Origin of the sequence: Companilactobacillus futsaii JCM 17355, assembly GCF_001435505.1 — a bacterium.
GTDB classification, from domain to species: domain Bacteria; phylum Bacillota; class Bacilli; order Lactobacillales; family Lactobacillaceae; genus Companilactobacillus; species Companilactobacillus futsaii.
Map to the genome: position 1 here is coordinate 1 of NZ_AZDO01000049.1, position 521 is coordinate 521.

Consider the following 521-nt stretch of genomic DNA (forward strand, 5'->3'; position numbering starts at 1 on the left):
GGATAAAAATAACGTAAATTCCGATTAAAGCGTTCATTACTACCACGTTCAGCTGGCGTATAAGCATGACAGTAATAGGTCTTAATACCATATTGTGATTCAAATGATACTAGCCCACTAAACTCAGTACCACGGTCCACAGTAAAACTGTGCACCGGTCCATTAAAAGTTGTTAGGAACTTAGTCAGTGCTTCATTAACACTCGCTGTCGTTCGGTCCTTTAACCGATATGCCCAAAGGAACCGTGATTTGCGATCGATTAAAGTTAATAAAACTGCCTTACTATGCCCACGAGGGCCAACGACGGTATCTAGTTCAAAATCACCGATGCGATTACGTTGATTAATCATCATGGGACGCTGTTCAATCGATCGCCCCAAAGATTGATTATATTTGGATCGTTGGTCAACGTTACGCCGTTGGCGTACGCCATGTTCAGGTAGATCATTCAAGGAGAAACCAATTCTCCCCTGATTTAGCCAATTATAAATAGATTTAGTAGCTAGTTTAAATTCGTGAGC

Annotated in this window: 1 pseudogene; it reads right to left on the reverse strand. The window is 41.3% G+C overall.

The window, feature by feature from the left end:
• Positions 1-521 (reverse strand): annotated as a pseudogene (locus FC88_RS04515) (IS30-like element ISLpl1 family transposase); the annotation flags it as partial.